This is a genomic window from Pseudomonas sp. MWU13-2105, assembly GCF_023242315.1.
GTDB lineage: Bacteria > Pseudomonadota > Gammaproteobacteria > Pseudomonadales > Pseudomonadaceae > Aquipseudomonas.
Window position 1 is genome coordinate 140812 of the sequence record NZ_JALLIY010000013.1, and the last position, 26337, is coordinate 167148.

A 26337-nucleotide genomic window follows, 5' to 3' on the forward strand; every position below is an offset into this window, starting at 1 on the left:
TTTTTTGGAAATGACCGCGTCGTTTGTCTATCTGGGATAAGCCCGATGCACTGGACCGACCCAGGTATTCTCAATCAGGATGTCACGCCATGCCGTGACGGGTCACCGGCAGGTCCAGCGAGGCGCCGCGACCGATGGCAAAGTAGGTGAAACCTTTGCGCTGCATGCGGTTGGCGTCGAACAGGTTCCGGCCGTCAAAGACCACCGGCGCTTTCAGGCGCTGCTTGATCAGTTCGAAGTCCGGGGCCTTGAACTGTTGCCATTCGGTGCAGATGATCAGCGCATCGGCGCCGACCAGTGCCGATTCCGGCGTGCCCATCAGCGACAGGCCCGGCTCATCCGGATAGATGCGCTGGGTTTCCTGCATGGCTTCCGGGTCGAACGCGCGAACCTGGGCGCCGGCCGCCCACAGGGCTTCCATCAGCACGCGGCTTGGCGCGTCGCGCATATCGTCGGTGTTCGGCTTGAACGCCAGGCCCCAGAGAGCGAAGGTCTTGCCTTTCAGATCGCCCTTGTAGAACGCGTTCAGACGGTCGAACAGCTTGTGCTTCTGGCGCTCGTTGATCGCTTCGACCGCTTGCAGCAGGTCGCTCGAGCAATTGGCGGCCTGGGCGCTGTGGATCAGGGCGCGCATGTCTTTGGGGAAGCACGAGCCGCCGTAGCCGCAGCCCGGGTAGATGAAGTGGTAACCGATACGCTGGTCGGCGCCGATGCCCATGCGCACGGCTTCGATGTCCGCGCCCAGGTGTTCGGCCAGTTCGGCGATCTGGTTGATAAAGCTGATCTTGGTCGCCAGCATGCAGTTGGCGGCGTACTTGGTCAGCTCGGCGCTGCGCAGGTCCATGAACATGATGCGGTCATGGTTGCGGTTGAACGGGGCGTAGAGGTCGCGCATCACTTCGCGCACTTCCTCGCGCTCGCAACCGATGACGATGCGGTCCGGACGACGGCAGTCTTCCACCGCCGAACCTTCCTTGAGGAATTCCGGGTTGGAGACGATATCGAATTCCAGGGTCCGGCCGACTTTGTCCAGGGCCGCCTGGATATGTGCGCGCAGGGTGTCGCCGGTACCGACCGGAACGGTGGATTTTTCCACCAGGATCAGCGGCTCGACGCGGTGGCGAACCACGGCATCGCCCACCGAAAGGACGTACTTGAGGTCAGCCGAACCGTCTTCGTCCGATGGCGTGCCGACGGCGATAAACAGCACCTGGCCATGCTCGATCGCCAGCTTCTCGTCGCTGGTGAAGTGCAGGCGGCCGCTTTCCAGGTTGCTCTTGACCATGGTCTCCAGCCCTGGTTCGAAGATGGGGATGTGGCCTTTGCGCAGCAAGTCGATCTTGTTCTGGTCGACGTCCATGCAGACGACATCATGACCGACTTCGGCCAGCACAGTCGCCTGTACCAGACCGACATAACCGCTACCAATTACGCTGATTTTCATACGGAGTCCCTAGGACGGGGTATACGTGGAGAGTTGATCGTTAACACGCCGAGAATGACCAGGGCCACTCCCAGCGATTTCGAAAGACTGAAGCTTTCATTGAAAAACGGCAGGCCGGCGGCCAGCAGGTAGACCAGCGCGTAACTGACGCTGAGCAACGAGTAGGCACGGCCCAATGGCAGGTCGCGCAAGGCGGCCAGCCAGCAAAGCATGGACAGGGCGTAGGCGAGGATCGACCCGGCGACGACGCCCAAGGCGAGTAACGATACGTCCTGAGTCATCAGGGCGTCCAGCCATTGCGCCGGTTCCGGCAGGCGGGTCATGCTCCAGCGCATGCCCAACTGGGCGCCGCTGACCAGCAGGACGCTGCCGCTGGCCAGGGTAAAGCCGCGCGCCTGGCTCATACGTGACGCCCCAACAGGACCACACCGGCGATGATCAACGCCACGCCCAACCAGTGGCGGGTGTCGATCGACTCCTTGAACAGGTAGTGCGCCACCAGGGTGATCAGGACAAAGTTCAGGCTGAGCATCGGATAGGCAATCCCGACTTCCAGCCGTTGCAGGACCAGCAGCCAGACCAGCAGGCCGAAACCGAGGCTGGCCAGCGCCAGCCACAGCCAGGGCGAGCGCAGTTTATGCAGGAGGCCCAGGGACGGGCCGCGCCAGCTTTCGACAGCGAATTTCTGGGCGACTTGGCCCAGGCACGTCAGCAGGCAGGCGCTGAGCAGCAAGATCAGGGTCATGGCGCGGTCTTCGAAAAAATCAGGATGACCATGTTGCCTTCTTCATAGCGGACATGATCCTTGGGCAGCAGGTCGATCTCGTGCAGTTCGTCCTGATCCTTGACCCGCATCACCACGCCGACCTGGCCTTCGCGGCGGGCGTTGTCCATCCAGGCCTGGATCTGGCTCAGGTCCTGGGCGCGACCGGCGGTTTCCGGATAGCCCAGGCCGTACTGCAATTCACCCTGGGTGTTGTAGAGGGTGATGTCGCTGCGCTTCATGCGCCAGGCCAGCGCGGAAGCGGCACCCAGGTCGTTGCTCAGGAAGTGACGGCTCTGGCTCAGTTCCTCGGCATGGTGGGCGATGAACTGGTCGGGCATCTTGTTGTGGACGATGACATTCGGCATCGCCGCCGGCAGCAACAGCACCAGCATGCCCATGCCCAACGCCGGTGTGGCCCAGAAGGTCAGCGGCTTGAGCAGGGGCAGGAGATTGACCAGGATCCAGCTGCCGATGAACACGCAGAGTAGGGTCAGGTGCAACGGCTCGTTATCGTAGAACGGCTGCTTGATCTGGAAATACACCAGCGCCGCCAGTCCCGCCAGGCCCAGTACCAGGTTGAGCAAGCCGTTGAGGCGAGGAACCTGGCCTTGGGCAAGCTTGATGCGCTCCATCAGCGAATGGCCCATCAGCAACGCCAGGGGCATCAGGCACGGCATGATATAGGTCGGCAGCTTGCCGCGACTGAGGCTGAAGAACGCCAGCGGCAGCAGCAGCCAGAGCAGCAGGAACACAGTGATGCGCTGACTCTTGGTACGCCAGGCGTCCTTCAGCGTTATCGGCAACAGCAGCGCCCACGGCAGGCTGGAAACCACGATCATCGGCAGGTAGAACCACCACGGCCGGGTGTGCTGCGCGTCTTCGGCGGCAAAACGACGGATATGCTCGTGCCAGAAGAAGAAACGCCAGTAGTCCGGCTCCTGGAGGTGAACCGCCAGGACCCAGGGCAGGCTGATCAGCGCCGCCACGGCCACGGCCACCAGGCCATAACCCAGCAGTTCGCGAAAACGCTTCTGCCAGATCATGTAGGGCAGGGCGATCAGTACCGGCAGCATCAGGGCGAGGAAACCCTTGGTCATGAAACCCATGCCGCAGGCCAGGCCCAGGGCCACCCACGCCCACAGGCGCGCCCGCGGGGTGCTGCCGTCGATGGCGAACCACAGGGCGACAAAGCTCAGGTTGACCCAGAAGGTGAACTGCGGATCGAGGTTGGCATACCCGGCTTGCCCGGCGATCAGGCCGAAACTCATGTACAGCGCGGCGCAGGCAAACTGCTTGCGTTCGTTGTTCCACAGGCGCCCGGCAATCAGATAGACCAGCAGCACGCTCAGCCCGGTGCTCAGGGCCGAGGCGAAGCGCACGCCGAAAAAATTCTCACCGAAGATGGCCTGACCGATGGCGATCATCCAGTACCCGGCGATGGGTTTCTCGAAGTAGCGCAGCTCCATGAAATGCGGCGACGCCCAGTGGCCGTGCCGGAGCATTTCCTGGCCGATCTGGGCGTAGCGGGTTTCGTCCGGAATCCACATGCCATGGGTGACCAGTGGCAGCAGGTAGAACAGCAGAAAAGCGAGAAACAGCAACGGCAAAGCCCAGCGCCTGGTCATCCCTGCTGTACCCCGAGCCAGCCTTCACGGCCGCCGAGGGTGCCACGGACCAATCGCCCGGCGGGCAAGCGATCCAGTTGGGCCGGCAGCAGATTGACCAGCGGTTGGAACTCGATGTCGCGCGCCTTGGCCTGGGCCAAGAGCTGGCGAAACTCGTTTGCCATCAGAATCCCTTCTACTTCTGCATGAATGGTGTAGACATTCAGGCGCGCCGGGCTGAACCGGTCGAGAATGAACGCATTGAAATCTTTCGCGGCCAGATCCGCACCCACGACTTCGTCGAAGGTAGGCAGGTCCACGGGAATTTGCGGGGTGCCCAGGCTGCCATCCGCCAACCGTGGCAGAAACAGACCGTGCCCGCGGCAATCGCTGTTATAGCGAAAACCGAAGTGTTCCTTGGCTTGCACGACGCGCTCGTCCGCCCGCCAACCGGCGGTGGCCGAACATTCGACGGCTTGCCCGGTGATATCGCTCAGGCAGTCGACGCCGCGACGGATCTGTTCGATCAGTTCGGCTTCGCTCCAGCGCCCGGCGTTGGCCTGCCAGCCGTGGTGATCCCAGGCGTGCAGGCCGACCTCATGGCCGGCAGCCAGGGTCTGGCGCATCAGATGCCCCAGATCCCGACCGATCGGCTTGCCTGGCCAGGCAGTGCCGGCCAGCAAGATGTCCCAGCCATAAAGGCTGGCAGCCTTGGAACGCAACATCTTCAGGAGGAACTGGGGTTTGATGAGGCGCCACAAGTGGCGCCCCATGTTGTCCGGTCCAACGCTGAAGAAGAACGTTGCCTTGACCTGGGCCTCGTCGAGCAGTTCCAGCAACCGCGGTACCCCTTCACGGGTGCCGCGATAGGTGTCCACATCGATGCGAAGTCCAGCCTGCATCAGCGCTTGTCCGCGATTTCGAGCATGGCTTCCTTGAGGAAGAAGTCCAGGGTGTTACCGATGGTTTCGCTCATCTCGACGGTCGGCTCCCAGTTCAGCAGGCGCTTGGCGTTTTCGACGCTTGGTTTGCGGTGCGACACGTCCTGGTAGCCAGTACCGTAGAACGCCTTGCTTTCCACGTCGCGGAAACCGGCGAACGGAGGGAAGTTGCTGCGCAGCGGGTGAGCTTCGAACTGACGCAGCAGTTCTTCGCCCAGCTGACGGATGCTGGCTTCGTTGTCCGGGCTACCGATGTTGATGACCTGGCCGTTGCAGCAGTCGTTCTCGTTGTCGACGATACGGGCCAGGGCCTCGATGCCGTCGGCGATGTCGGTGAAGCAACGCTTCTGCTCGCCACCGTCGAACAGACGGATCGGAGTACCTTCCACCAGGTTCAGGATCAGCTGGGTGATGGCGCGGGAGCTGCCGATACGCGCCGAATCCAGGCGGTCCAGGCGTGGACCCATCCAGTTGAACGGACGGAACAGGGTGAAGTTCAGGCCCTTGGCGCCGTAGGCCCAGATCACGCGGTCGAGCAATTGCTTGGAGACCGAGTAGATCCAACGCTGCTTGTTGATCGGACCAACGATCAGGTTCGAGGTGTCTTCGTCGAAGTTCTCGTCCTGGCACATGCCGTAGACTTCGGAAGTCGACGGGAAGATCACGCGCTTGTTGTACTTGACGCAGTAGCGAACCAGTTTCAGGTTCTCTTCGAAGTCCAGTTCGAATACGCGCAATGGGTTGCGGGTGTATTCGATCGGGGTGGCGATGGCCACCAGCGGCAGGACCACGTCGCACTTCTTGATGTGATATTCGATCCACTCGGAGTGGATGCTGATATCGCCTTCGACGAAGTGGAAGTTCGGGTGGCTGCGCAGGCGCTCGATGGCGTCGGAGCCGATGTCCAGGCCGTAGACTTCGTACTTGTCGTCACGCAGCAGGCGCTCGGACAGGTGGTTGCCGATGAAGCCGTTGACGCCCAGGATCAGTACGCGGGTGCAACGTGGCTTGCGGCCCGACTCGGCGCCGCGCAGGAAGGAACCGTCCACCAGGCCCAGTTCGTTGGCCAGTTGCGGGCCGCTGAGAAACAGGCCGTTGTCGTTGCGCTGGCCGGCGTTGATCACCAGGGAGTCTTCACCGCAAGCGATGCGCAGCGGGTCGACGCTGATCACGCGGCCAGGCGCCTGACCTTCGTTGCCCTTGACGACGTCGGCGCTCCAGACGATCAGCTTGTGCTCGCCCACGGCGCAGAAAGCACCCGGGTAAGGTTGGGTCACGGCGCGAACCAGGTTGAACAGCTCTTCGGCAGGCTTTTTCCAGACCAGCTTGCCGTCAGCCGGGGTACGGCGACCGAAGTAAGTGGCCTTGGACTCGTCCTGGGCGGTTTCGCTCAGCTTGCCGGCAGCCAGTTGTGGCAGGGCTTCGCTCAGCAGGCTGGCGGCGCTTTCACGCAGCTTGGTGTGCAGGGTCAGGGCGGTGTCGGCGCGGTCGATGGCGACGCGGTTCTGCGCCAGGATGCCACCGGCATCGGCACGCTTGACCATGCGGTGCAGGGTCACGCCGGTTTCGCTTTCGCCGTTGACCAGCACCCAGTTGGCCGGTGCGCGACCGCGGTAGCGTGGCAGCAGGGAGCCGTGCAGGTTGAACGCGCCGTTCTTGGCGGTGGCCAGCAGCTCTTCGCTCAACAGGTTGCGGTAGTAGAACGAGAAGATGTAGTCCGGGCTCAGCTTGGCGATGCGCTCGATCCACAGGGGATGGTTGGCATCCTCAGGGGCGTGCACGGTGATGCCCTTGCGAGCACAGAGTTGCGCTACGGAACCGTAGAAGGCGTTCTCCTTCGGGTCGTCGGCATGGGTGAACACTGCGGCGATGTCGTAACCTGCGGCGAGCAGGGACTCGATGCCGGTGCAACCAATATCGTGATAGGCGAAGACGACAACTTTCGGATTCATGGTGCGACCTGATTGGCGGTAGTAGTAGAAGGGGTATCACCAGCAGCGCTGGCAGGAGACGGCTGGCTACGCAGCACTTTCTCGATGAAGAAGCGCGGACGTGCGCGCACGTCACTGTACATGCGACCCAGGTATTCGCCCAGGAGCCCCATGCCGATGAACTGGCCGCCGGTGAAGACGAACAGGATAGCAAACAGTACGAACGAACCGTCACCGGCCCAGGCCGCGCCGAAGATCAGGCGCAGCACCACCAGCAGGATGGCGAACAGCGCGCCGAGCCCGGCCATGGTGAAGCCGATGATGCTCAACAGCCGCAGGGGCGTGGTGGTCATGCAGGTGACCAGGTCGAACATCAGGTTGATCAGGCGCATCGGGCTGTATTTAGAGTCGCCGTGTTCGCGCTCGGCGTGCTGCACCAGCACTTCGGTGGTGTGCCGGGCAAAGCTGTTGGCCAGGATCGGGATGAAGGTGCTGCGCTCGCGGCAGGCCAGCATCGCGTCGACGATGGTCCGGCGATAGGCGCGCAACATGCAGCCGTAGTCGCTCATGGCGACGCCGGTGGAACGTTGCACGGCCAGGTTGATCAGGCGCGACGGCCAGCGGCGTAGGGCCGAGTCCTGGCGATTGTTGCGCACGGTACCGACCACGTCGAAGCCCAGGGCGGCCTGTTCGACCAGGCGCGGAATCTCTTCCGGCGGGTTCTGCAGGTCGGCGTCCAGGGTGATGACCACATCGCCGGTGGATTGCTCGAAGCCGGCCATGATCGCGGCGTGCTGACCGTAGTTGCGGTTCAGGATCACGGCGATGACCGGGCTGCCTTCACGCTCGGCGGCTTCCTGGAGAATGTCGGCGGAGCGATCACGGCTGCCGTCGTCGACCAGGATGATTTCGACATCCTGGGTCAACTGCGCACAGGCCGCTTCGGTACGGCGCAACAGTTCAGGCAAGCTCTGTTCTTCGTTATAGACCGGGATAACGATCGACACGCGCTGAATTGGATAAGGTTTCAAAGGCTTCTTTCCAGAATGGTTTCAATGGTGCGGCGATGCTTCAAGCCAGCCGATAGCATGCCGGACTCAACGCTCAGGCACAATGAACGATGCCTTTTATGCGGGCAAGCATAAAGGCATGACCGTGGGATGATACAGGGGTAATAAAAGACATGCGGCGATTAAAGCCTAAAAAAATGAAATGTCAAAGCTGCATAACAGCGTTATCTTCATGATTTTTATCAGTTCCCTGGCCCGGAGCGCGGGCAGGATTCTACGGTAAACGTCCAAATGTGAAAAGCCTATGAATAACAGATGAACATCCCGTTGTTTTTGCTCAATAGACAGCGGCGATTCAGGTAATCTGTGCGTGCGCTTATAGCGACTCGCCTTCCGCTGTTTGGAGCAGGGCCCCGATGAACCACTACGCGTCGCACGACTGGCAGCCCCATGAGCGTCCCAGCCTGCCCGGATCGCCATCGACGCCGTTACATTCCACGCCCAGGCGCTGGGCCTATGCCATGGTCGGGCTGCTGGTGGCCCTGACCGGTGGCCTGGGCAACTCGCTGGTTATCGCCAATTTGCCGTACCTGCAAGGCGCCCTCGGCTCGACCACCGCGGAAATCGCCTGGCTGCCGGCGGCGTACGTGATGACCAACGTCTCGATGAACCTGTTGCTGGTGAAATTTCGCCAGCAATTCGGCCTGCGAGCCTTCACCGAGGTGTTCCTGGTGCTCTATGCGCTGGTGACCTTCGGCCATCTGTTCGTCAATGACCTGAGTTCGGCAATTGCCGTGCGCGCGGCCCACGGCATGGTCGGCGCGGCCCTGAGCTCCCTGGGGCTGTATTACATGATCCAGGCTTTCCCGGCGAAATGGCGGCTCAAGGCCCTGGTGCTGGGCCTGGGCACCTCGCAGTTGGCGTTGCCTCTGGCCCGGCTGTTTTCCGAAGACCTGTTGCAGATCGCCGAGTGGCGCGGCCTGTATCTGTTCGAACTGGGGCTGGCGCTGGCGGCCCTGGGTTGTGTGTTCCTGCTCAAGCTGCCGCCGGGCGACCGTTTCAAGACCTTTGAGAAACTCGACTTCCTGACCTTCGCCATCCTCGCCAGCGGCGTGGCACTGCTCTGTGCGGTGCTCTCGCTGGGGCGGATCGACTGGTGGCTGGAGGCGCCCTGGATTGGCCTGGCCTCGGCGGCCTCGATCGTGTTGATCCTCGCCGGGCTGGCGATTGAGCACAACCGCAGCAACCCGATGCTGATGACCCGCTGGCTGGGCAGCGGGGCGATGATCCGCCTGGGATTGGCGGTGATCCTGATTCGCATGGTGTTGTCCGAGCAGTCCACCGGCGCGGTGGGCTTTCTCCAGGCCTTGAACATGGGCAGCGAGCAGATGCGCAGTCTCTACGCGGTGATGTTGCTGGGCAGCATCGCCGGGCTGGCGGCCAGTGCCTTGACGATCCATCCCGATCACTTGTTCAAGCCGCTGGTCATTTCCCTGGCGCTGATGGCGCTCGGCTCGTCCATGGATAGCTTCTCCAGCAACCTGACGCGCCCGGCCAACATGTATGCCAGCCAGTTCCTGCTGGCCTTCGGCGGAACCTTTTTCCTCGGTCCGACCATGGCCCTGGGTACCCGTAACGTGATGACCAACCCGCGTAACCTGGTGAGTTTTTCGGTATTGTTCGGGATCTGCAACAATCTCGGCGGGCTGATCGGCTCCGCCTTGCTGGGCACCTTCCAGGTGGTGCGGGAGAAATTCCACTCCAGTAGCATCGTCGAACACCTGACGCTGATCGATCCGCAAGTGGCCGCGCGTCTACAAGGCAGCAGCGCGGCCTACGCCGGGGTGATTTTCGATCCGTCGGCGCGCACCACCCAGGGCATGCAGGCCCTGGCCGCGTCGGCGACCCGCGAGGCGAATATCCTGGCCTATAACGATGTGTTCATGTTGATCGCGGTGATCGCGGTATTGACCATGCTGTGGATCTTTACCCGCAGCCTGTGGTTGCTCAGCATGAACCAGAAGATTACCCGCAACACCCCGTCTTCCACTCTTACCAGCGGTACCCCGTCACGATGAGCGAACCTGCGACCACGACCAATGCCATTGCCGCTACCCCCGAAGGGGTCACTCCAGTCGGCGCCTCGTCCACCGAACCGAGGTCGCTGGGGGTGCGGATCGTCTCGTCCCTGGGCTTTGCCGCGATCGCCATCAGCGGCGTGTTGATCGTGCTGTATGCCTGGCAACTGCCGCCGTTCGGCAGTGCCATCGAAAGTACCGAGAATGCCCTGGTTCGTGGCCAGGTGACGCTGATCGGCCCGCAGCTCAGCGGCTATGTATTCGAGGTGCCGGTGCAGGACTTCCAGTTCGTCAAGGCCGGCGACCTGCTGGTGCGCCTCGATGACCGCATTTATAAGCAGCGGCTGGACCAGGCACTGGCCCAATTGGACGTGCAGAAAGCCGCCCTGGCCAACAACCTGCAGCAGCGGCGCAGTGCCGAGGCGACCATTGCCCAACGTCAGGCGGCGCTCGACAACAGTCGCGCCCAGGTGCTCAAGAGCAGTGCCGACCTCAAGCGCAATGAAGCGCTGATCGCCGATGGCTCGGTGTCCCGGCGTGAGCTCGACGTGACCCGTGCCGACCATGCGCAGACGGACGCGGCGGTGACCCAGGCGCGGGCGGCGCTGGATATCTCCCGTCAGGACCTGCAAACCGTGCTGGTCAACCGTGGTTCGCTGGAGGCCGCGGTGAGTAACGCCGAGGCGGCGGTGGAGTTGGCCCGGATCGACCTGTCGAATACCCGGATCACCGCGCCCAGGGACGGTCAGTTGGGTCAGATCGGGGTCCGCCTGGGAGCCTACGTGAACTCCGGCGCGCAGTTGATGGCCCTGGTGCCGGAGCGGCACTGGGTGATTGCCAATATGAAGGAAACCCAGATGGCGGCAGTGCGCGTGGGCCAGGCGGCAAGTTTTACCGTCGATGCCCTCAATCATCGCCGCTTCACTGGTCGGGTGCAGCGCATTGCTCCAGCGACCGGTTCGGAGTTCAGTCTGTTGCAGGCCGATAACGCCACCGGCAACTTCGTCAAGATCGCCCAGCGGGTGCCGGTACGGATCATTGTCGACCCGGGGCAGGAGGAGCTCGATCGGCTGCGCCCGGGGCTGTCGGTGGTGGTGAGCATCGATACCGCCAGTCAGGTCCAGCCGGTGGCGTCGGACTGATCAGGCAGGGCTCTCCCGTCAGGGACGGTGGTTATCCATCGCTGCGACCAGGGCATCAATGCGTTGCAGGTGCGCGCGGTTGTCATGGTCCCAGGGATGGAAACCCGGTTTGAAGTAGTCCAGCCAGGGCAGGGCGATGCGCGGAAACACGCCATGGCGGCCGAACAGGTACTTCAGCATGCTCCAGCACCCTTGTAACTGATGACCGGCCTTGCGGTCGGCGATCAACAGGCGCAGATGAAAGTCGAACACCACCAGCCAGAACATCAGCGTGGTGCTCAGCATGCTGCCGACACGGATCAGGTAACGCCCCAGTCCCGGCTTGAGCGCAGCATTCCAGACATCGAAGGCCACCGACTTGTGCTCGGTCTCCTCCAGTGCATGCCACATCCACATCTGTCGATAACCCTCGACCGAGTCGCCGAAGCGGCTCGGGTCGCGCAGCATCAGGTCGGCGAGCATCGCCGTGTAATGCTCCAGGGCAATGGTGATGCCCAGGTTGAAGGCCGGCGGGAAGTACTTCTTCTGGAAATCGAGAATCATCCGCAAGCGTCGATCGAGCTTGTGCGCCGGCAGGCCGGCGGCTTGCAGCATGTCGTTGTAGCGCAGGTGCTCGCGGCTGTGCATGGCTTCCTGGCCGAGGAAACCCTGGATCTGGCGCTTGAGTTCGGGGTCATGCACCCGATTGCGGTAATGGCGCACGCTGTCCATGAAAAACAGCTCGCCCGAGGGAAACAGCAAGGATAGGGCATTGAAGAAATGCGTGACCCACGGCCCCTGGGCATGCCAGTCCTTGGCACGTTCGGCGGGCAGGTCGACACGGACATCTCGGCGCACGGGCAACATGGCAGCTACTCCTTTCAATTGACACCGCCCGGGTCCTTGGCGTCGTGGGCGCCGGGCCGGGTCTTGCGTTTACCCAGGGGCGAGACCCGCCGGGTGACGAACACCACCAGCGCCTGATAGGCGCTGGGCAGCAGGCGAACCAACCAGTCCAGGGCCTGGGCGTCGCGGCCGATCAGCACCCGCCGGCGGTTTTTCCGCACGCCGTGGAGGATCGTCCGGGCCGCCTGGTCGGCATCGGTGATGAAGAACTTTTCGAAATCCGCCCGGGCCTGTTCCTCATTGTCGATCAGCAAGCCCTCGAGGTTGTCGCGGATGCGGCTGGAGCGGGCGATATCGGTCTTGATGCCGCCAGGGAGCACACAGGTGGCCGAGACGCCGAAGTCCAGCAGGTCCAGCTCCTGGCGCAACGATTCGGTAAAGCCGCGCACGGCGAACTTGGTGGCGTTGTAGGCACTCATCCCCGGTTGGGCGAACAGGCCGAAGACACTGGAAGTGTTGATGATGTGGCCGTTGCCAGTCTGTTTGAGATACGGCAGGAAGGCCTGGGTACCATGAACCACACCCCAGAAGTTGATCCCGACGATCCAGTCAAGGTCTTCCTGGCTCATGCCTTCGATGGTGCTTGACAGCGCCACCCCGGCATTGTTGAACACCAGGTTGACAGCGCCATGTTCGGCGGCCGTGGTGGCCGCCCAGTCGAACAGGGCCTGGCGTTCGGCGACATCGAGTACCCGGGTGGTCATGCGCAGTGGCAGCCGCGCGGCGGCCCTGGCCAGCTCCAGGGTTTGCGCCAGGCCCTGGGGATTTTTGTCCGCCAGGGCCAGATGGCAGCCTTCGCGGGCCAGGGCAACGGCCAGGGCGCGGCCCATGCCGGCTCCGGCCCCGGTAATGGCCGCTACCTTGCCGGCGAATGTGTTCATGGGCGGCCTCGTGGGGATTGTGTTTGAGCGGGGGCCGATTCCGGATGCGGGGATATCCGGGCCGAGACCCGATAGTCGCTGAGCTGGAAATGGCCGGTAACCTGGCGGAAACGCCAGGTCGAGCCGGGCCAGAGGGTGGTGTTCTTGCCGGTACGTGGGTCCAGGTACCAGCTGCGGCAGCCACCGGTTGACCAGATCGCGCGCTGCAACTGCAATTGGAGTCGCTCGTTGTAGCGGCGCTCCACTTCGGGCTTGACCTCCAGGGTTTCGATCCGTTGGTTGCGCATCTGCTCCAGGGCCTGAAGGATGTAGGCGACCTGGGCCTCGATCATCAGGATCATCGAGTTGTGTCCCAGCCCGGTGTTCGGGCCGATGATCATGAAGAAGTTCGGATAGCCCGGCAGGCAACTGCCCAGGTAGGCGTGGGCGCCTTCGGCCCAGGCATCGAGGACGTCGAGGCCGTTGCGCCCGCTGATCAGTCCTCGGGGCAAGGGTTCGGTGGCCTGGAAGCCGGTGCCGAAGATCAGGCAGTCGACGGGGTGGCGGACACCGTCGGCGGTGACCACGGCGTCGGCCTCGATCCGTGTCACCGCCTGGCTGACCACTTTCACATGGCTGCGCGCCAGTGCCGGATAGTAATCGTTGGAGATCAGGATGCGTTTGCAGCCGATGGTGTAGTCGGGCGTCAGGGTCTGGCGCAGCGTCGGCGCGGCGACTTGTCGGTGCAGATGACGCACGGCGATTTTCTGCACCAGCTTCATCAACTTCGGATAGCGGGCAAAGGCAATCACTCGGCTTTCCAGGGCCCAGTAAATGGCCGAGCGAGCCAGGCGCTGGGTAAAGGGCAGGTGCCTGAACAGCCAGCGTTCGGCTGGCGACAGCTGGCGATCCGGCTTGGGCAGGATCCATGGCGGTGTGCGTTGGAACAGGCTCAGGTGCGCGACCCGTGGGGCGATCTGCGGCACGAACTGGATCGCGCTGGCCCCGGTGCCGATCACCGCGACCCGTTTGCCTTCCAGCCCATAGTCGTGGTCCCAGTGCTGGGAGTGGAAGCTTTTACCCTGGAAGTCGGCCAACCCCGGAATATCCGGCAGGGCGGGGCGCGAGAGCCCGCCCATGCCGGAAATCAGCACCCGGGCCGACACCTGGCGCCCGTCGGCAAAGCTCAACGCCCAGCGCTGGCGGCTTTCGTCGAATGCCGCATGGCTCAGGGCCATGCCGAAACGCAGATGTGCGGCGATGCCGAAATCCGCCGCGCAACGCTCCAGATAGGCGCGGATTTCCGCCTGCGGCGCAAATTGTCGGCTCCAGTGCGGATTGGGCGCGAAAGAGAAGGAATAGACATGTGACTGCACATCGCAGGCGCAGCCCGGATAGTGGTTGTCGCGCCAGGTGCCGCCCAGGCTCCCGGCCCGTTCGGCGACGAAAAAGTCGCTGATGCCGGCCTGCTTCAGGCGGATCGCCATGCACAGTCCGGCAAAGCCCGCGCCGATGATCGCGATATCGACGGCTTCACTGTCTGGCGGCGGTGACGAGTACGCATTCATGCTCTGTACCTCAAGGGTGGCGGCGCCTGCGGTCGAACGGTAGCGCTGGATCAATACTCAGCATTGCATGATTAAACTAAATGTTTTAAAAATTAATTTAAATAACTTACCTGAAAATATCGCCTACGCTAGTGTTCTGCCGAACCCTGGCGCCTCATCCGACCGATGGGCCGGTTTATGAGGTGTAGGCGATTCTCGAGGTGGCAGCCAATCCCGGCTCCGCGCGTCGAGGCAGGGACGCGAGGAGCGGGCAATGGGATGGGGCGTCGGGATTGGCATTTTTGCGGCGGCGAATGCGGCGCTGTGGGCCATCAGTTCGCGGATCAACCGCAATATCGAAGCCGCGGTGCCACCCGAGGGGCGATTTATCGAGGTGGGCGGGGAGTGGATTCATTACGTGGACGAGGGTAGCGGCCCGGCCCTGCTGATGATCCACGGGCTGTCCGGCTGTGGGCGCAACCTGACCTATGCCTTGTCGCCGCGGTTGCGTGAACAGTTCCGGGTGATCACCCTGGACCGTCCCGGCTCCGGCTACTCCTCCCGTCATCCGGGCGCGGGGGTCGATATCCCTGCCCAGGCCTGTCTGATCGCCGAGTTCATCAGCAAGTTGGGCCTCGGCCGGCCCTTGATACTCGGGCATTCCCTCGGTGGCGCCCTGGCCTTGTCCCTGGCGCTGGATCATCCGCAATCGGTTTGCGGCCTGGTGCTGGTGGCGCCATTGACCCATCCCCAGCTCCTCCTGCCCCCGGTGTTTCTGTCGCTGGGGGTGAGGCCAGCGTGGTTGCGGCGTTGGTTCGCGCAGGTCCTGGCCGCGCCCGTCGGGTTGCTCGGACGCAAGGCCCTGATCAGGGCGGTGTTCGCTCCCGAATTGCCGCCCGATGATTTTGCCGTGCGCGGTGGTGGGCTGCTGGGCCTGCGCAGCAACAACTTCTATTGCGCCTCCAGCGAGATTGCCACGGTCAACCAGCACTTGCCGGACATGGTCCGGCGTTACCCGCAATTGACGCTGCCGGTGGGCCTGATCTATGGCAGCCAGGATCGCGTACTGAGTGTGCGCAAGCATGGTGAATCGATGCTCGGCAAGCTACCAGGCCTGCGCCTGGAGATCGTCGAGGGGGGCGGGCACATGTTGCCGGTCACCGCCGTGGAGCCGGTGGTCGAGCTGGTTCGGGATATCGCCTTGCGCACCCAACCCCGCCAATCTCTCGCCTCGAACCCGGCAACCGCGGTGCAGGGGACCTCCTGATCGGGCGGTGCCCAGGCTGGCCGACGGTCCTGTGAGCGACGTTGAAAAATCCGCAAGAAAATAGTTGACGAGCTAACGGAATCAGGCTAAATATTTAAAAAAATGTTTTGAATGTTTTTTTTAAAAGTGCAATTGAGCGATTAAAATAATGAAAATAACGCTTTCTGACGCATTTGTTTTGTCCCTGCCTGCCCAGCATGCGGCACGCTGCCCAACTGTCGTTTCGATGCCGCGGAGTCTGCCATGAGTGTTTCCCTGGCGGCACCTGGGGTCTGGACCGATGGCAAGCGGCATCTGTGGTGGCTCGGTGCGTTGCCGATGGCCACGCCACTGCTGTCCGGCGTGTTTGCCCTGACCACCGGCATCCAGTCCCTGTGGTGGAGCGGGGTGCTGGTGATCTTCGGGTTGATCCCGATGATCGACGGCCTGCTCGGCGAAGACCGCAGCAACCCGCCGGAAACCGTGGTTCCGGATCTTGAGAAACAAGCCTACTACCGCTGGATCATCTACAGTTGCGTGGCCCTGGTCACGCTGTCGATGATCAGCACTGCCTGGTTCGCGGCCGGCGGCATCGACTGGCTGAGCGGCGGTGGCCTGTCACGGCTCAGCGAAGCCCTGTCCTTGCACGGCGGACTGGCGACACTGCTGGCCTACGTCACCGAGCGTGCCCAGGTGCATGGCAGTGTCAGTGCTTTCACCTACCTGGGCATGGCGATGTCCACCGGGGCTGCCACCGGGATCGCCATCAACATTGCCCATGAACTGGGACACAAGACCCGGCCGCTGGAGCAGTTCCTGGCCAAGTTGTCCCTGGCGCCGACCTTCTATGGGCACTTCTTCGTCGAGCACAATCGTGGTCACCATGTGCGGGTCGCCACTGCGGAAGACCCGGCCAGCTCGCGCCTGGGTGAAAGTTTCTGGTGCTTCCTGCCGCGCTCGGTATACCACAGCCTGCGTTCGGCCTGGCAGTTGGAGCGCGATCGGCTGGGCAAACTGGGGCTGCCAAGCCTGCACTGGAAAAATGCCGTGCTTGGAGCCTGGATGTTCAGCGTGGTGATGTGGGGCGGTTTGATCCTGTGGCTGGGCAGCGCGGTGGTTCCCTTCCTGCTGATCCAGGGCATCTACGGTTTCTCGTTGCTGGAAGTGGTGAACTATGTCGAGCACTACGGCCTGTTGCGCCAGAAATTACCCAATGGCCGTTATGAACGCTGTTCGCCGCGGCACTCCTGGAACAGCAACCGGATTGTCACCAATATCTTCCTCTTTCAACTTCAGCGGCATTCCGATCACCACGCCTATCCGACGCGCAGTTATCAAGCCTTGCGTCACTTTGATGAGTCGCCGCAACTGCCTTATGGATACGCGAGCATGATTGTCTGGGCTTATATACCGTTTTTCTGGCGGCGACTGATGGATCACCGGGTCGTGGCGCACTATGAGGGCAATGTACGCCTGGCCAACTTGCAACCTTCCAGGCGCGTGGACTTATTGAGACGCTACGGTACGCGCCACAGCGATTGAATAGAACGTTCAAGGAACATGCCGACACTTGATGGTGGGCATGACGGGAAAACTCACGCCGCGTTTGGCGGAAGTGCCCCGAATGAAAGATGAAGTTGACCGATAAAACAACAATAAGTAGCAGAAGGGACGTCAACCATGGACAAAGTTCTATTAACTGTTCGGGTACTTGCGGTACTGCTGGGATTTTCGGCCGTGGCCCCGGCGTTTGCCGCCGCGCGGATGGAACCGGCCAATAGCGAGTTCAGCGCCAAGGGCCCGATCAGTTTTGCCAAGAGCATCATCAACGCTGACTGCACCATTGAAGTCAGCGGCCGGATCAGCGCCGACGGCAGCTACGCCAGTGTGGAGAAAGTCGGTTTCGACGGTGGTTTGAAGTGCGGCCAGGTCGAGGCCACGCACCTGCCCTGGAAGCTGGTGGCCAAGGATGACGGGAGCGGTTCGATGTCCGGTATCCAGGTCACGGTGCATGCCCCGTTCGTCGGGGGCGACTGTGGGCCGAGCACGGCGCACGGCACTTGGAACAACAGCAGTGGAAAACTCCAGGCGGCCGATGTGGCGCTGGACGGCGGTTGCACCATCAAGACGGTGTCGATCCAGATGCCGGCGAACTTTCGGGTGCTGCCCTGAATTGAATAACGCGTTGTTGAACTGGCGTTAAAAAGTTACCCAGTGGATTTTCAAAGTTTGGCTGGAAAGGGAAGCTCGGTCGCTGTTGCTGTCGTGATACTCCGTGTTGTCCGTTAACGGCCATTATCCCCGGCGAAACGAATCGCCATAACATGTGAGGAATAACAACAATGAAAGGCATCAAAACGCTTGTATCGTTCACTGCCATTGCTGTCTGCTTAGGCGCGGCATCCATGGCTAACGCTGCCAAGTTCAGCCCGGACGGAACTTACGCCTCTCTTGCCTCTGGCACTATCGTGGTGAAGTCTCCCTCTTCGTTTGGTGCACCTGTGACTTGCGGTATTACCTTCAGCGGTAATGTCACTTCGGGTGTCGCCACTGTGACCGGTGCGTCATTGACCGGCGGTGGCCTGTGTGGCGTCCCAGTGCTGAAGAACATCCCGTCGCCGGGCTGGGTATTGACCGCAACCTCGCTGACCACCGCCGATGCCAGTGGGGTTGGCTACACCATTGCCTCGATTCCTTCGACCAATTGCGGCCCTTCGACCCTGACCGGCCTGGTCTGGGACCCAACCGCACACACCCTGACCGGCAGTGGCGCACTGAGCGGTGGTTGCACCGTGAGCTCGCTGACGCTCAACGTGGCAACCACTCCAGTTGCGCTGACGATTGTTCCGTAACACCGGCTTTTTCCGTGAAGGGCTGATCACCCGTTAAAAGGCGGGCGCCTCGCAAGAGGTGCCTGCCGCGGCCATCAGACCGATGAGGTCGGTCGCGCCAGATAATAATAAGGAGTAGGGCATGAATAATAAAAAACAGCAGGTTCAGGCACTCTTGGGCTTGGCATTGCTGGGTGGTTTGATCACGGGGACGCCTGCGCAAGCAGGGGGGTTCTCTACTCCGACTTACGGTGCACCGGGCTGGGGCCGGGCATTCGGTGGTGGTTCGCTGTTCAAGAATGACCCTAGTGCGGCTTACAACAACCCGGCAGCCATGGCCTTCATTGACCAGAACGTTGCCCAGATGACGATTGACTATGCGCGTATCAAGTTGAAGTACAGCGGCACCGCGACCGATTATCAGGGTAACCCGGCCTCACAAACACCGGTGTTTCCCGATGGCACTATCGGCGACACCACGCCACTCACTGGAAATGGCGGCGAGGGCGGATTCACGGCCTGGCTGCCGACCGGTTTCCTGGTGATACCGATCAATGATCGACTCGCCTTCGGTCTCAGTCAGGTTGTCCCGCAGGGTATGCGCAGTACCTGGGATGACGACTGGAAAGGCCGCGACTTTGCCGTGGATACCAAGATCGAGACCGTCGGGCTGACCGGCTCGCTGTCGTTCAAGGTCAACGACGCCTTTTCGGTAGGCGGCGGGATTATTGTTCAACACAGTACCGGCTTTGTCAGTCAGAACCTCAACCTCACGGGGGCCGCCGGGATGTCCCCGGCCATTGGCTCGCCGATCCCATCGGGAATCGGCTCGAACCTGATGCGGGTCAAGGTGGATAACACCTCCGTCGGCTGGTTTACCGGGATCGTCTGGAAGCCCACCGAGCAAGATACCCTGGGCTTGAATTATCACGCCAAGATCAAGAACAAGATGGAGGGTAAATACAATATCTACGCCGATGCGCTCGGCAGGGTGTATACCACCCAGCCGTTTGGTCCCAATGGTCAGAGCCTGACCGAGTTCGCCTACCCGGGTTTGAAACTCAATCCGGACGGGGCCGATGCTTCCACCCAACTCGATATTCCCGCCACCGCCGGCCTCGACTGGGTGCATGTGTTCAACGACCGTTTCACCCTGGGGGTCAGCGCGACCTGGACCCAGTGGTCGTCGTTCACGGATCTGACGCTGAAGTCCGATGGCAATGTCCTCATCGCCATTCCGTACAACTACAAGGACTCGATGATGTACTCGGTGGGCGGTGACTATCGACTCACGGATCGCCTGACGCTGCGCGCCGGCGTGGCTTTCGACCAGACCCCGACCCGCGATTCGACCCGTGATCCGCGCATTCCGGACAACGATCGCTGGTTCACTTCCCTGGGTTTTGGTTATGCCGTCAAGGAAATACCGGGGTTGAGCTTCGACGGTGCGTATTCGCACCAGTTTGTCAAAGACTCCCCGATCAATACCCATAACCAGGATCGCCTGGGCGGCTCGACACTGAACGGCAAGGTGGAAGCCTCCGGTGACGTGGTCAGCCTGTCGACGACCTACAAGTTCTGATAAAGACCTCTGTCGTTGCGGCGGGTGGCCTCGTGGCCACCAGATATTTCAGGGCGCCGCAGACCCTGTAGGCTCCGGCCTGCCGGCGATGCAAGGCTTGCCGGCCGCATCGCCAGCAAGTCGGCGCCCACAGGGGCGTGTTTCGCCTTGATTGCCAGGCATCCGCCAAAAGAACCGATCCGATCGGTTTTTTTGTTTGTGTCGACAGATAAATATTAATTTAAAAAATAATTTTAAAACGACTTAATTCTTTGTAAGGTAGACGCAGCGGGCGTCGTGGCGATGGCTGGCGCGAAGTGTCATCCGGTAGCTGGGGCCGTGGTGTCTCCTGAATGTTCAAAGAGGTGTGCGCATGACTTTCTGGTTGTTGCTGGCAGTGGCAGGGTTCTTGGCCCTGGGATATCGGCAGGCGTCCGCCGGCCTGTGGTTGGCGGGCGTGCTGGCCTGGTTGGCGGGCGGTTATCTGTGCGCCGCGGTCGGGCCTCTGGGGACTGCCATCAGCGCGGTGCTGGTGCTGGTCCCTAGCGTGGTACTGGCACTCAAACCCTTGCGCCGGGCCTTGCTCTCACGCCAGGCCCTGGTCCTGTTCCGCCAGATCATGCCGGCCATGTCCGACACCGAACGCGCGGCAATCGAGTCCGGGACCGTCTGGTGGGACGCCGAGCTGTTCAGCGGCAAGCCGCGCTGGGAGCGCCTGCTGACAGCCGCGCCGGCAGGCTTGAGCGCGGAAGAGCAGGCCTTTCTCGACAATGAGGTGGAAACCCTCTGCGACATGGCCAACGATTGGGAAACCACCCAGGTCTGGCAGGACCTGTCGCCCCAGGCCTGGCAATACACCAAGGATGCCGGCTTTCTCGGCATGATCATTCCCCGACAATATGGCGGCAAGGGTTTCTCCCACTATGCCCATTCCCAGGTGGTGATGAAGCTCTCGACCCGCTGTTCGGCGGCGGCGATCTCGGTCATGGTGCCCAACTCCCTGGGCCCGGCCGAGCTGCTCCTGCATTACGGTACCGAGGCCCAGCGCCAGCACTATCTGCCGCGCCTGGCGCGGGGCGAGGATATTCCCTGTTTCGCCCTCACCAGCCCCTATGCCGGTTCCGACGCCGGGGCGATTCCCGATCTCGGGGTGGTCTGCAAGGGCACCTTCGAAGGCGAGGAAGTGCTGGGTTTCAGCGTCACCTGGGACAAGCGCTATATCACCCTGGGGCCGATCGCCACGGTGCTCGGCCTGGCCTTCCGCGCCGAAGACCCCGACGGCCTGCTGGGCCGTCCGGGCAGCCTGGGGATCACCTGCGCGCTGATCCCCACATGCCATCCGGGGGTACAGCACGGCCGTCGGCACTGGCCGCTCAATGCGGTGTTCCAGAACGGCCCGACCCAGGGCAAGCAGGTCTTTATTCCCCTGGAGTGGGTGATCGGTGGTCGTGAGCAGATCGGCAATGGCTGGCGCATGCTGATGGAATGCCTGGCCGCCGGCCGGGCGATTTCGCTGCCCTCGGCCAATGTCGGCCTGGGCAAGGTCGCCGTGCGCGGCACCACGGCCTATGCCGCGATACGCAAGCAGTTCGGCCTGCCCATCGGCAAGTTCGAAGGCGTGCAGGCGCCGCTGGCGCGCATGGCCGGTCATCTGTATGCCTGTGATGCGGTGCGCAAGGTCTCGGTGGCCGCCCTGGATGCCGGCGAGAAACCTTCGGTGATCTCGGCCATCGCCAAGTACCACGTTACCGAGCGGGCCCGGGCCATTGTTAACGACGGCATGGACATCGCCGCCGGCAAGGGCATCTGCATGGGGCCGAACAATTTCCTGGCCCGGGCCTACCAGCAAAGCCCGATAGCCATCACGGTGGAGGGCGCGAACATCATGACCCGCTGCCTGATCATCTACGGCCAGGGGCTGATTCGCTGTCATCCCTATGTCTTGCGTGAAATGGTTGCGGCCCGCACCCAGGGGCCTCAAGGGCTGGCCGCCTTCGACCAGGCGATGTTCGGCCATATCGGCTTTGTCCTGGCCAACAGCGTGCGGGCCGCGGTGCACGGCTTGACGGCGGGTCGCCTGCTCAAGGCCCCGGCGCACAGCGACCCGGCCCTGGCCCCGTATTATCGGCAGATCGAACGCCTGTCGGTGGTACTGGCGCTGGCTTCGGATATTTCCATGGGGGTGCTGGGCGCGGCCCTCAAGCGCAAGGAGAGCATCACTGGACGGCTCGGCGATATCCTCTCGCAGCTGTACATCCTGTCTTGCGTCCTCAAGCGTTTCGATGACGACGGTCGCCCGCGGGCGGACCTGCCGCTGGTGCACTGGGCGGCTCAGGATGCCCTGTGGCGGGCCCATGAAGCCCTGATCGAAACCCTCGACAATTATCCTTCGAAAGCGGCCAGCCGGGTGATTCGTGGCCTGGCGTTTCCGTTCGGTATAACTCTGCGCAAACCCTCCGACCGGCTGCTGGCCGAAGTCGCCGAGCTGGTGCAAAGCCCCGGCGAGAGCCGCGACCGGCTGTTGGCCGACGCCTATATCCCGCAGCCGGATATCGACAAGCTGGCCTATGGTGAACTGGCGTTCCGGCTATTGCCCCAGGTGGAGCGGATTGAAGCGCGCCTGAAACCGGCCGTGCGCCAGGGGCTGATCGAGCCCTTGCCGATCTCCCGCGAGGCATTCGGACCTTGGCGGGCCTTGGCGCTGGACTTGCAACTGATCAGCGGTGAGGAGGGCGAACTGCTCGGGCGCTATGTTGAATATGCCGACCATGCGATCCAGGTGGATGATTTTCCCCAGGACTTTGGTCTGCTGGAGGCGTTGCAGCGGCGCCAGGCGCATATCGACCAGGCCGACAGGAGCCAGGACAAGCGTCGGCTCGCCGCGGGCAATCCTGTCTGATGATTTTTCTCGGGTTTTTATCGGAATCTATTCATGGCTGATGGTTACCTTTCATTCGTCAATACCTCCTGGGGCCACTGGCTGGCCCGTACTCTGGGCCTGCCGCAACCGCTGCCGCTGCAACGCTATCGACCGGGCCAGGCGGGCAACCTGCTCAATCCGGTGGTGCTCGCGGCTGGGCCCCTGGGGCGCTTGTCCGGCGAGCTGCAACGGATCCTCGCCGCCACCGAGACCGTGGTGGCGGCCCCGGCGAGCATCGATGCGCCATCCACGGTCAAGGTTCGCGGGTTGCTGTTCGATGCCAGTGGCCTGGCTGACGTGCAGCAGTTGGATGAGTTGTATCGCTTCTTCCACGCCAATGTCCGGCGCCTGAGTGCCCATGGCCGGGTGCTGGTCCTCGGCACGCCGCCAGAACACTGCACGACGCTGGCCCAGACCGTGGCGCAACGGGCGCTGGAGGGCTTCGTGCGCTCCCTCGGCAAGGAGCTGCGGCGGGCGATCACCGCGCAACTGTTGTACGTCGAACCCGGTGCCGAGGCGGAAATGGACAGCAGCCTGCGGTTCTTCCTGTCCCGGCGTTCGGCGTTTGTCTGTGGCCAGGTGGTACGGATCGCCGAACCGGTGGACGTGCCCAGGGAGATCCTCTGGGACAAGCCGCTCAGCGGGCGGCGAGCCCTGGTCACCGGGGCTTGTCGCGGTATCGGCCTGGCCATCGCCCAGGCACTGGCAGGCGAGGGGGCCCGGGTGGTCTGCCTGGATATTCCGGCAGTGGAGGCCGAGTTGCAGGGCGTGGCGACGTCCCTCGGCGGCACCGCGCTGGCCCTGGATATCAGCGCGCCGGAGGCGGCCGAGCAGCTGCTGGCATTTGCCGGCGAGCAGGGGGCCTTCGATATTGTCGTGCACAACGCCGGCATCACCCAGGACAAGACCCTGGCGAAAATGACCGAAGCCGCCTGGCACAAGGTCATGGCGGTGAATCTGGAGGCGCCGTTGCGCCTGAGCACGGCCTTGTTGGAGGGGCAGGCGATCAACCCCGGCGGGCGGATTATCGGGGTCTCGTCGATTTCCGGGATCGCCGGCAACCCGGGGCAAAGCAACTATGCCACTTCCAAGGCCGGTGTGATCGGCCTGGTGCAGGGCCTGGCGGCGTTGGCGGCACGCCAGCAGGTGACGGTCAACGCCGTGGCGCCGGGGTTTATCGAAACGCAGATGACCGCGAAGATTCCGTTGCTGATCCGTGAAGCCGGGCGGCGGATGAGTTCGCTCGGCCAGGGCGGGCAACCCGAGGATGTCGCACAGACCATTGCCTGGCTGGCGCATCCGGCTTCCGGCGGGATCAATGGACAGGTGGTCCGCGTCTGCGGGCAAAGCCTGCTGGGGGCCTGAATGATCAAAGCCGATCCGCGCATTCGTCTGATCGACCCGCCGCCTTCCGGCGCTCGCCTGCTCTGGCTCGGTCTGCGCAGCTTGGGCAAGCCCAGGCTCGCGGGGCCGCCGCGCTTGCCCGACGAGCGCCTGGTGCGGCCGGCGGTGGAGCTGCGGGAGGCGGACATTGTCCGTTACGCCCGGGCCTGCGGTTTTCGTCCGGAGCACGGGGTGCCGCTGTCGTTTCCCCACACCCTGGCCTTTCCATTGCACTTGCTGCTGCTGACCAGTCCGGCCTTTCCCTGGCCGGCCAGCGGCATGGTCCATCTGGCCAATCGCATTCGCCAGTACCAGCGTCTGGAAGCCGGGCAGGCCTTGCGCCTGGAGGTGCATTGCGAGCGCTGGGTGGCGCACCCCAAGGGCCAGGCGGTGTTGATTGTCAGCCGGGCTACGAGCGGCGGCGGCCAGGTCTGGGAAAGCGAAAGCCTGTACCTGCGCCGTGGGGTGGCCGCGCCCCTCGGCGAACCCTGGCAGGGTGTATTGGCGTTCGACGAAACGGCCCTGGTGCGCACCCAGCGCTGGGAGTTGCCGGCGGATCTGGGGCGGCGTTTTGCCCGGATATCCGGCGATCACAATCCGATCCATGGCTCGTGGCTCGGCGCGCGCCTGTTCGGTTTTCCGCGGGCCATTGCCCACGGCATGTGGACCCTGGGCCGGGCACTGGCGGCGCAACAACCGCCGTACCCGCTGGCGGCCGCGGAGCTGACCTGCGAGTTCAAGCTGCCGATCTTCCTGCCCGGCGGTGCCACGCTGTGGAATCTGCCGCCGACCGGCATGCGGCATGAATTCGAAGTGCGCGACAGGGCAGGGGACAAGCCGCATATGCGCGGACTCTTTATCCGGGGAGATCGGTCATGAGTACCTACAGTTTCAACCCGGCACCGGTGCGCCGGGTCGCCATCCTCGGTGGCAATCGGATTCCGTTTGCCCGCTCCAACACGGTCTACGCCGAGGACAGCAACCAGGACCTGCTGGTAGCCGCCCTGCAGGGGCTGATCGATCGCCACGGCCTGGAAGGCAAGCGCCTGGGGGAATTCGCCGCCGGGGCAGTGATCAAGCACTCGCGGGATTTCAACCTGGCCCGCGAGGCCCTGCTGTCCACCACCCTGTCGCCACAGACCCCGGCCTACGATGTGCAGCAAGCCTGCGGCACGGGACTGGAAGCGGCGTTGCTGGTGGCCAACAAGATTGCCCTGGGGCAGATCGAGGTCGGGATCGCCGGCGGCGCCGACACCACCTCGGATGCGCCCATCGCGATCAACGAAGCCTTGCGCCAGATCCTGCTGCGGAGCAACCGGGCCAAGGGCCTGGGCGACAAGTTGCGCAGCCTGCTCGGGGTCCGTCCGGGGATGTTCTTCAAACCGTTGCTGCCGCGCAACGGCGAACCGCGCACCGGGCTGTCGATGGGCGAGCATTGCGAGGACATGGCCAAGCGCTGGCAGATCCGTCGCCTGGCCCAGGACCAACTGGCGCTGGCCAGTCACCAACATCTCGCGGCCGCTTACCAACGCGGTTTCTTCGATGACCTGATCAGCCCTTATCGCGGGCTGACGCGCGATAACAACCTGCGCGCCGATAGCAGTCTGGAGAAACTCGCCGGCCTGGGGCCGGCTTACGATAAACGTAACGGCACCCTGACCGCCGGTAATTCGACGCCGCTGACCGATGGCGCCTCGGTGGTCCTGCTGGCCAGCGAGGAGTGGGCGCAGGCGAACAATCAGCGGGTGCTGGCGTATCTGCGTACCGGCGAAACCGCAGCGGTGAATTTTGTCGATGGCACCGAGGGCCTGCTGATGGCGCCGGCCTATGCCGTGCCGCGGATGCTCGCCCGCGAAGGCCTGACACTGCAGGACTTCGACTTCTATGAGATCCACGAGGCCTTTGCCGCCCAGGTGCTCTGCACCCTGAAGGCCTGGGAGGACCCCGATTATTGTCGTGAACGCCTCGGCCTGGACGCGGCCCTGGGCGCGATCGACCCTGGCAAGCTCAATGTCAATGGCGGCTCCCTGGCTTGCGGGCATCCATTTGCCGCCACCGGCGGGCGGCTGTTGGCTGCCTTGGCCAAGGCCATTGACGAGCGCGGCCAGGGGCGTGGACTGATCTCCATATGTGCCGCCGGCGGGCAGGGTGTGACCGCCATTGTCGAAAAATAAAACTACAACAAGGA

General features: G+C 62.9%; 21 protein-coding genes. 11 read left to right on the plus strand and 10 right to left on the minus strand.

What is annotated here, in order from left to right:
* Nucleotides 1-82: 82 nt before the first annotated feature.
* From M5B96_RS20065 to arnC, 7 genes are read right to left on the minus strand one after another with little or no spacing between them, the layout of a single operon-like run.
* On the minus strand, nucleotides 83-1444 hold the full coding sequence (locus M5B96_RS20065; protein ID WP_248798576.1) for a UDP-glucose dehydrogenase family protein: 1362 nt from the start codon (nucleotides 1442-1444) through the stop codon (nucleotides 83-85).
* Entirely contained in the window at nucleotides 1441-1848 is a 408-nt protein-coding gene (gene arnF / locus M5B96_RS20070; protein WP_248798578.1) for a 4-amino-4-deoxy-L-arabinose-phosphoundecaprenol flippase subunit ArnF, read from the minus strand. The genes M5B96_RS20065 and arnF overlap by 4 nt, the downstream gene beginning before the upstream one ends.
* Nucleotides 1845-2189, minus strand: a complete 345-nt coding sequence (gene arnE, locus M5B96_RS20075) for a 4-amino-4-deoxy-L-arabinose-phosphoundecaprenol flippase subunit ArnE (RefSeq protein ID WP_248798580.1) — start codon at nucleotides 2187-2189, stop codon at nucleotides 1845-1847. The genes arnF and arnE overlap by 4 nt, the downstream gene beginning before the upstream one ends.
* Nucleotides 2186-3835 carry a lipid IV(A) 4-amino-4-deoxy-L-arabinosyltransferase gene (arnT, locus tag M5B96_RS20080; RefSeq protein WP_248798587.1) on the minus strand — a complete coding sequence of 550 codons (1650 nt, stop codon included), beginning with the start codon at nucleotides 3833-3835 and terminating at the stop codon, nucleotides 2186-2188. Before arnT ends, arnE begins: the two co-directional genes overlap by 4 nt.
* Complete coding sequence (gene arnD, locus M5B96_RS20085) at nucleotides 3832-4716, minus strand: 4-deoxy-4-formamido-L-arabinose-phosphoundecaprenol deformylase (protein WP_248798589.1); 885 nt, start codon at nucleotides 4714-4716, stop codon at nucleotides 3832-3834. Before arnD ends, arnT begins: the two co-directional genes overlap by 4 nt.
* Nucleotides 4716-6707 (minus strand): bifunctional UDP-4-amino-4-deoxy-L-arabinose formyltransferase/UDP-glucuronic acid oxidase ArnA, encoded by a 1992-nt coding sequence (arnA, locus tag M5B96_RS20090; RefSeq protein WP_248798591.1) that lies wholly within the window; start codon nucleotides 6705-6707, stop codon nucleotides 4716-4718. Before arnA ends, arnD begins: the two co-directional genes overlap by 1 nt.
* Nucleotides 6704-7717, minus strand: a complete 1014-nt coding sequence (gene arnC, locus M5B96_RS20095) for an undecaprenyl-phosphate 4-deoxy-4-formamido-L-arabinose transferase (RefSeq protein WP_248798593.1) — start codon at nucleotides 7715-7717, stop codon at nucleotides 6704-6706. The genes arnA and arnC overlap by 4 nt, the downstream gene beginning before the upstream one ends.
* A gap of 395 nt (nucleotides 7718-8112) precedes the next feature.
* Between arnC and M5B96_RS20100 the strand changes: the two genes are divergently transcribed.
* Together M5B96_RS20100 and M5B96_RS20105 are read left to right on the plus strand one after the other, a co-directional pair.
* On the plus strand, nucleotides 8113-9774 hold the full coding sequence (locus M5B96_RS20100) for an MFS transporter (RefSeq protein ID WP_248798594.1): 1662 nt from the start codon (nucleotides 8113-8115) through the stop codon (nucleotides 9772-9774).
* Entirely contained in the window at nucleotides 9771-10916 is a 1146-nt protein-coding gene (locus tag M5B96_RS20105) for an HlyD family secretion protein (RefSeq protein ID WP_248798596.1), read from the plus strand. Before M5B96_RS20100 ends, M5B96_RS20105 begins: the two co-directional genes overlap by 4 nt.
* Before the next feature lie 18 nt (nucleotides 10917-10934).
* On the opposite strand, the gene M5B96_RS20110 is transcribed toward M5B96_RS20105, so the two are convergent.
* The 3 genes from M5B96_RS20110 to M5B96_RS20120 are packed head-to-tail and all read right to left on the minus strand — an operon-like array spanning nucleotide 10935 to nucleotide 14229.
* Complete coding sequence (locus M5B96_RS20110) at nucleotides 10935-11762, minus strand: metal-dependent hydrolase (protein WP_248798598.1); 828 nt, start codon at nucleotides 11760-11762, stop codon at nucleotides 10935-10937.
* A gap of 14 nt (nucleotides 11763-11776) precedes the next feature.
* Nucleotides 11777-12682, minus strand: a complete 906-nt coding sequence (locus tag M5B96_RS20115; protein WP_248798599.1) for an SDR family NAD(P)-dependent oxidoreductase — start codon at nucleotides 12680-12682, stop codon at nucleotides 11777-11779.
* Nucleotides 12679-14229 (minus strand): flavin-containing monooxygenase, encoded by a 1551-nt coding sequence (locus M5B96_RS20120; protein ID WP_248798602.1) that lies wholly within the window; start codon nucleotides 14227-14229, stop codon nucleotides 12679-12681. The genes M5B96_RS20115 and M5B96_RS20120 overlap by 4 nt, the downstream gene beginning before the upstream one ends.
* A gap of 253 nt (nucleotides 14230-14482) precedes the next feature.
* Here M5B96_RS20120 and M5B96_RS20125 point away from each other — a divergent pair, with 253 nt between their 5' ends.
* The 9 genes from M5B96_RS20125 (at nucleotide 14483) to M5B96_RS20165 (ending at nucleotide 26323) form a co-directional block, all read left to right on the plus strand.
* Nucleotides 14483-15475 carry an alpha/beta fold hydrolase gene (locus M5B96_RS20125; RefSeq protein ID WP_248798603.1) on the plus strand — a complete coding sequence of 331 codons (993 nt, stop codon included), beginning with the start codon at nucleotides 14483-14485 and terminating at the stop codon, nucleotides 15473-15475.
* A gap of 243 nt (nucleotides 15476-15718) precedes the next feature.
* Nucleotides 15719-16996 (plus strand): alkane 1-monooxygenase, encoded by a 1278-nt coding sequence (locus M5B96_RS20130; RefSeq protein WP_248798605.1) that lies wholly within the window; start codon nucleotides 15719-15721, stop codon nucleotides 16994-16996.
* Between the two features lie 138 nt (nucleotides 16997-17134).
* A complete protein-coding gene (gene praA, locus M5B96_RS20135) occupies nucleotides 17135-17626 on the plus strand; it encodes an alkane oxidation protein activator PraA (protein ID WP_248798609.1) in 492 nt (163 codons plus the stop codon).
* A gap of 170 nt (nucleotides 17627-17796) precedes the next feature.
* Complete coding sequence (gene praB, locus M5B96_RS20140) at nucleotides 17797-18306, plus strand: alkane oxidation protein activator PraB (protein WP_248798611.1); 510 nt, start codon at nucleotides 17797-17799, stop codon at nucleotides 18304-18306.
* Nucleotides 18307-18427: 121 nt separating this feature from the next.
* On the plus strand, nucleotides 18428-19867 hold the full coding sequence (locus M5B96_RS20145; protein ID WP_248798613.1) for an outer membrane protein transport protein: 1440 nt from the start codon (nucleotides 18428-18430) through the stop codon (nucleotides 19865-19867).
* A 352-nt stretch (nucleotides 19868-20219) separates the two neighbouring features.
* Nucleotides 20220-22745, plus strand: coding sequence for an acyl-CoA dehydrogenase (locus M5B96_RS20150; RefSeq protein WP_248798615.1), 2526 nt, complete (start codon nucleotides 20220-20222; stop codon nucleotides 22743-22745).
* Nucleotides 22746-22778: 33 nt separating this feature from the next.
* Complete coding sequence (locus tag M5B96_RS20155) at nucleotides 22779-24131, plus strand: 3-oxoacyl-ACP reductase (RefSeq protein WP_248798617.1); 1353 nt, start codon at nucleotides 22779-22781, stop codon at nucleotides 24129-24131.
* Nucleotides 24132-25028 (plus strand): MaoC family dehydratase, encoded by an 897-nt coding sequence (locus tag M5B96_RS20160; RefSeq protein WP_248798619.1) that lies wholly within the window; start codon nucleotides 24132-24134, stop codon nucleotides 25026-25028.
* A complete protein-coding gene (locus tag M5B96_RS20165) occupies nucleotides 25025-26323 on the plus strand; it encodes an acetyl-CoA C-acetyltransferase (RefSeq protein ID WP_248798620.1) in 1299 nt (432 codons plus the stop codon). Before M5B96_RS20160 ends, M5B96_RS20165 begins: the two co-directional genes overlap by 4 nt.
* The last annotated feature ends 14 nt before the right edge of the window (nucleotides 26324-26337 follow it).

Bases quoted from the DNA above. Each gene is read 5' to 3' on its own strand.
- M5B96_RS20100 (WP_248798594.1), top strand. From the start codon at position 8,113: ATGAACCACTACGCGTCGCACGACTGGCAGCCCCATGAGCGTCCCAGC.
- arnT (WP_248798587.1), bottom strand. From the start codon at position 3,835: ATGACCAGGCGCTGGGCTTTGCCGTTGCTGTTTCTCGCTTTTCTGCTG.
- M5B96_RS20125 (WP_248798603.1), top strand. From the start codon at position 14,483: ATGGGATGGGGCGTCGGGATTGGCATTTTTGCGGCGGCGAATGCGGCG.
- M5B96_RS20155 (WP_248798617.1), top strand. From the start codon at position 22,779: ATGGCTGATGGTTACCTTTCATTCGTCAATACCTCCTGGGGCCACTGG.
- M5B96_RS20145 (WP_248798613.1), top strand. From the start codon at position 18,428: ATGAATAATAAAAAACAGCAGGTTCAGGCACTCTTGGGCTTGGCATTG.
- arnF (WP_248798578.1), bottom strand. From the start codon at position 1,848: ATGAGCCAGGCGCGCGGCTTTACCCTGGCCAGCGGCAGCGTCCTGCTG.
- M5B96_RS20065 (WP_248798576.1), bottom strand. From the start codon at position 1,444: ATGAAAATCAGCGTAATTGGTAGCGGTTATGTCGGTCTGGTACAGGCG.
- arnE (WP_248798580.1), bottom strand. From the start codon at position 2,189: ATGACCCTGATCTTGCTGCTCAGCGCCTGCCTGCTGACGTGCCTGGGC.
- M5B96_RS20110 (WP_248798598.1), bottom strand. From the start codon at position 11,762: ATGTTGCCCGTGCGCCGAGATGTCCGTGTCGACCTGCCCGCCGAACGT.
- praA (WP_248798609.1), top strand. From the start codon at position 17,135: ATGGACAAAGTTCTATTAACTGTTCGGGTACTTGCGGTACTGCTGGGA.
- arnA (WP_248798591.1), bottom strand. From the start codon at position 6,707: ATGAATCCGAAAGTTGTCGTCTTCGCCTATCACGATATTGGTTGCACC.
- M5B96_RS20115 (WP_248798599.1), bottom strand. From the start codon at position 12,682: ATGAACACATTCGCCGGCAAGGTAGCGGCCATTACCGGGGCCGGAGCC.
- M5B96_RS20105 (WP_248798596.1), top strand. From the start codon at position 9,771: ATGAGCGAACCTGCGACCACGACCAATGCCATTGCCGCTACCCCCGAA.
- praB (WP_248798611.1), top strand. From the start codon at position 17,797: ATGAAAGGCATCAAAACGCTTGTATCGTTCACTGCCATTGCTGTCTGC.
- M5B96_RS20165 (WP_248798620.1), top strand. From the start codon at position 25,025: ATGAGTACCTACAGTTTCAACCCGGCACCGGTGCGCCGGGTCGCCATC.
- M5B96_RS20160 (WP_248798619.1), top strand. From the start codon at position 24,132: ATGATCAAAGCCGATCCGCGCATTCGTCTGATCGACCCGCCGCCTTCC.
- M5B96_RS20120 (WP_248798602.1), bottom strand. From the start codon at position 14,229: ATGAATGCGTACTCGTCACCGCCGCCAGACAGTGAAGCCGTCGATATC.
- M5B96_RS20150 (WP_248798615.1), top strand. From the start codon at position 20,220: ATGACTTTCTGGTTGTTGCTGGCAGTGGCAGGGTTCTTGGCCCTGGGA.
- M5B96_RS20130 (WP_248798605.1), top strand. From the start codon at position 15,719: ATGAGTGTTTCCCTGGCGGCACCTGGGGTCTGGACCGATGGCAAGCGG.
- arnD (WP_248798589.1), bottom strand. From the start codon at position 4,716: ATGCAGGCTGGACTTCGCATCGATGTGGACACCTATCGCGGCACCCGT.